The following is a 4,564-nucleotide window of genomic DNA, read 5'->3' on the forward strand; positions in this document are numbered from 1 at the left end:
TGACTGATTAATTTTGCTCCGTCAGACACATTTCCTTCAGCGAAGATACGGCTCAATCTCGGAAAAATCACCATCGTCAAAATGGCGCCGAATAACCCCCGTGGCAGTTCAACCAGCTTTTGCGCATATTCAAAAAGACTGATCCCCCCCTCAAATGCTGAGGCAAAAGACCTCGATACTACCGGGAATGCGACAACAACTCCAATCGCAGTCAGGGCTTGAAAATATTTCAGCAGCAATTCCCGATTCAAAGCCGAAAATCGCGTTAACGATTGAAATCCACCACGAAACACGCCGATGGCGTAGCAGTTGATTAATTGCGTCACTAATCGAAATAAAACAGCCGCTACGACTGCCCAGGCGACGACACTGATGTCCCCGGGTGTTACCCAGAAGAATATCGCGATGAGCAGAATCACGTTGAAAAACAAATTTCCATACGCGGGAATTGTCGGCTTGTGATGGCCTTGTAACGCGGCTGCCGTGACGGCGGTAACGGCACTAATGGGAAATGCCAATAATACGATCATAATTAATCGACTGGCTTCACTCAGTTGAGCAGGGGTAAATCCCGAAGCGAGCATCTGAGTAAACCATGACGAACAGGCTGCTAAAATTATCGCAAGTACACTGGAAATCGCACCCACAACAAAAAAAGTTTGCACAATCAGCTGACTGGCGTGTTGCGATGAAATAGCCTGGCTTCTGCGATGCATTTCCGGTACCAAAACAGCCGCCAGCGCTCCACCGATTAACATCGCGTTCAAAACATCGGGAACAGAAATGACTAAAACGGCCAGATCGTTCGCATGCGAAACGCCCAATACTGTGGCAAGCCCCAGCATACGAAATAATCCTGTCAATCGCCCCAGCAACATCGCGATGGCTACTAATATTACCGCTAATGAAACGGATCGCCCCATCATTTGGTCGCAAACCTTTCTGAAAGTCCAAAAGGTATCTCAAATAATGCTTTGATCCAAACAATCAGTTGCATCATTTTTTTCAATTCCTTGAAAAAGCTCTTCTCTAAAATGATTTATTAAATGGTATAACGCTCTGCATCGAAAAACTGAATATTCTGACCGATCCATTCTGCGGTTTTCGTCAGGCCTGCTTTAAATGAAACCTGGCTTTTCCAGCCGGTTAACCGGTTGATCTTGGAAGTATCCGCCAGAAGACGATTGACTTCACTTTTATCCGGACGTATCCGATTTTCATCACAAATAATCGGAACTTCCCGCCCGATCACTTCCATCAGCAATTTTGCCGTTTCTTCGATCGACCATTCTTCGCCGCTGCCGATGTTCACAACTTCGCCTTCAGCCTGTTTGCATAATGCGAGTGCAATCATTCCGGCCGCGGTATCTGTGGCAAAATTAAAATCGCGAGTTGGTGTCAGGGCACCTAATTTCAATTCAGTGCAGCCTGCCTGCAACTGGCTGGCGATAGTGGGAATCACCGCCCGAGCAGTCTGCCTTGGTCCAAATGTATTAAACGGTCTGGCGGTGACGACCGGCAATCCGAAAGAGAGATAAAAACTCTCCGCCATCTTGTCCGCGCCAATTTTACTGGCCGAATAAGGGGACTGGCCGACTAAGGGGTGATCTTCATCAATGGGCACACGCTGGGCAGTTCCATAAACTTCAGAAGTCGAAACATGCACGAGTCTGGTTAAGCATTCCGAATTTCGACTCGCCTGTAATACATTCAAGGCGCCTGTCACATTTGTGTCTACATATGAGCGTGCAGCAACATAACTATACGGAATCGCAATCAGACTGGATAAATGAAAAACATAGTCGCAGCCTGTGACAGCTCCATTAATACGTTCGGCATCACGGATATCTCCCTGAATGATGTCAACCGATTGCAGAACCTCACGGGAGACGTCGTTTAACCAGCCTATCTGATTCCATGAATTATAGTAAACGAGTGCCCGCACACGCGCTCCGCTTTGTACAAGTTGTTCAACCAGATGACTTCCAATGAAACCATCTGCTCCGGTGACCAGCACCTGTTGACCAGCTAATGACTCCGACATACTATTTTTTCTTAAATATAAATGATGATGTTTAATATTGATCAAGCAGCTCTGCGAAGATTTAACCCGATATTCACTGCACTCTCATCAAACTCTTCCAGATCCCCTAATGTCTCTTTGACGATTTTTAATTCCGAACGTGCTTTATCCAGTTCGGCATGCGTACCGATGTCCGACCAATATTCATGAACGGGAAATACGGCGACACCTGACTTCTGGGAAATTCCCAGTTCGATTAAATCGGTCATGTTATAAGGTTGATTCTGAGGCACCTGACTCACTGCTTCAGGTGAAATGGCATAGATGCCGGCATTGCATAGAAATTGCTGTGATGGTTTCTCTTCGAGGCATACTGCAAACGCCCCTGCCGTTTTGATCACACCGTAGGGAATTTCGACATGATAATCGATGGCTGCCACCGTGATTAACGGCTGATGCTTGGAATGAAAATCGAGCAGATACCGAAAATCGATCGAAGTAAATACATCCCCATTCATCAACAGCACAGGACCATCAAGCGTGTCCTTAATCAAAGACAGTGCTCCGGCTGTTCCCAGTTTCTGCTGTTCACGTAAATATTGAATTTCAACTCCATACCGACTCCCATCTCCCAGATGTGATTCAATCATACCTGCAAGGTAGTTGACCGCGATATAGATCCTGCTCACTCCCGCATTGGCAACTCTACGGACCTGGCGCTCAATGAGCGGCATACCACCGACTTCTACCAGAGGTTTGGGCAGATTCTCCGTCAGAGGTAATAACCTGCGACCTTCGCCACCTGCCATAATCAAGGCACAACTGAAACCGTCTGCTTTCCCAGTGTCTGTTTCTTGTGTTAAATCCGTCAGCAGAATGACATCGATGACACAATTTTTTGAATCAACCAGGGGAAGTGATTCAAGTGCGCTTTGTTTCAGCAACTCGACAATCGACGACTGAGACATGCCGGAGACGGCCTTGGTTGGCTTGCGGTTCATGATCGACGTGATGGAAGCTTTCAGCTTTACTCCGGCCAGCAGTCCGCGTCGGATATCACCATCGGTCACCACTCCCTGCAGACATCCATTCGTATTCACGATGACTGCAATCCCCTTTTGCCCTGCTTCGATGGCGCGTATCGCTTCCCGAACATCGGCAGATTCATTAATCAGACATTTTTCCATTGAGTCCATCCCTGGCCTGCTCTTCTTTCTCAAGGTAAGTCCTACCTTGACTTTGTATTATCCTCCGACACACCTTGCACTCACGATTCCGGTGCTAAATCATAAAACTTCTTTTGAGTTGTCTGGCCGCTGCAACATTCCCTGAGAATGCTGACGACCCGAGGCGCTGTTTGACCATCTCCATATGGGTTGGTTGCCTGTTTCCTCAGCCTTTGGAATTCGGGAGAATACAATGTTTTAAGTGCTGAAGCTATAGCGGTTTCAGCTGGTTCACAGTCGATAACCGTTTCCGACTTGATTCGACCTGTCTGTCGATCGCCGATATTGACCGTACCAATCCCAAAGCCTGGGGCTTCAATAATGCCGCTTGAGGAATTCCCAATCACGGCATCAACATATTGCATCGCCGACAAATACCGTAATTGACCCAAACTCACAAATGACTTAAACCGATTCCCATCTTTTCGGGTAAATTCATCGATCAACTGATTAATGATGCGACCATCTGTATCTGCGTTCGTTTTGGTAAAAATAACATTGGTGTCCTCCTGCTGATCCAGAACATTCAGCAGGCTCTTTACCTGCTGCACTGAAGTATTTTTCTCCAGAGTGACGGGATGAAATGTGCATAACAGGTTACGGTGATTCAACTTCATGCCAATCGCTGTTTCAAACTCTTCCCGGGACATCAATTTCAAGCGGAGCATATTATCCAGGCCAATCGCACCGACATTAAATACACGATCCGGGTTTTCCCCTAATTGAATGACTCGTCTCCGATAGGCTTCGGTAGAAGTAAAATGAAAGTGACTCATTTTGGTGATGGAATGCCGCAAGGCATCGTCAAAGGCCCCTTCGGTCACCTCACCTCCGTGCAGATGAGCGACCGGAATACGGCTGATGTGGGCAGCAGAAACCGCGCTGAAGATTTCATATCGATCACCTAACACAATGAGCAGGTCAGGCTGCAGGCGCGCATAGGCTTCTGAAAAACTAATCAGCCCCAGCCCCATTGACTTGCAAATGCCAATCGGGGAATCGGAACTCATGATCACTTCCACTTTCTCGTCAATCCGGTACCCGTCGGCTTCGATCTCCTGATAGGTGAGACCAAACTCGGGGGATAAATGCGAACCAGTGACAAGCAGTTGAAGTGTAAATGATCCTTCAGAAATAATCTCTTCTATCAAAGGCCGCAGTAACCCGTATTCTGCTCGTGAACCGGTTACCAGACAGACTGTTTTTTTCATAGCTCAATGATTTCGTCTTCAAAATAATCCCGTTTGGCAATCTGATTGATCACCTGATCCCAGTGCATGGGACTGATGCCTGTTCCGGGACGTTTCACACAGAG

Annotated in this window: 4 protein-coding genes and 1 pseudogene; all 5 read right to left on the bottom strand. The window is 47.2% G+C overall.

Annotation, left to right across the window (positions count from 1 at the left end; genetic code table 11):
• Positions 1–926, bottom strand: a 926-nt coding sequence (locus Q0294_RS15155; RefSeq protein WP_299467119.1) for a lipid II flippase MurJ, incomplete at its 3' end; no start/stop codon positions are given.
• Between the two features lie 116 nt (positions 927–1,042).
• Positions 1,043–2,044 (bottom strand): SDR family NAD(P)-dependent oxidoreductase, encoded by a 1,002-nt coding sequence (locus tag Q0294_RS15160; protein ID WP_299467121.1) that lies wholly within the window; start codon positions 2,042–2,044, stop codon positions 1,043–1,045.
• Positions 2,045–2,085: 41 nt separating this feature from the next.
• The gene (locus Q0294_RS15165) at positions 2,086–3,210 is read right to left on the bottom strand and encodes a nucleotidyltransferase family protein (RefSeq protein WP_299467123.1); all 1,125 of its coding nucleotides are present in this window, start codon (positions 3,208–3,210) and stop codon (positions 2,086–2,088) included.
• A gap of 80 nt (positions 3,211–3,290) precedes the next feature.
• Entirely contained in the window at positions 3,291–4,460 is a 1,170-nt protein-coding gene (gene neuC / locus Q0294_RS15170) for a UDP-N-acetylglucosamine 2-epimerase (RefSeq protein ID WP_299467125.1), read from the bottom strand.
• Positions 4,457–4,564, bottom strand: a pseudogene (locus Q0294_RS23450) (N-acetylneuraminate synthase); the annotation flags it as partial. The gene neuC and the pseudogene Q0294_RS23450, both read right to left, overlap by 4 nt.

The organism is uncultured Gimesia sp., assembly GCF_937919775.1.
In the GTDB taxonomy this organism is placed as follows: domain Bacteria; phylum Planctomycetota; class Planctomycetia; order Planctomycetales; family Planctomycetaceae; genus Gimesia.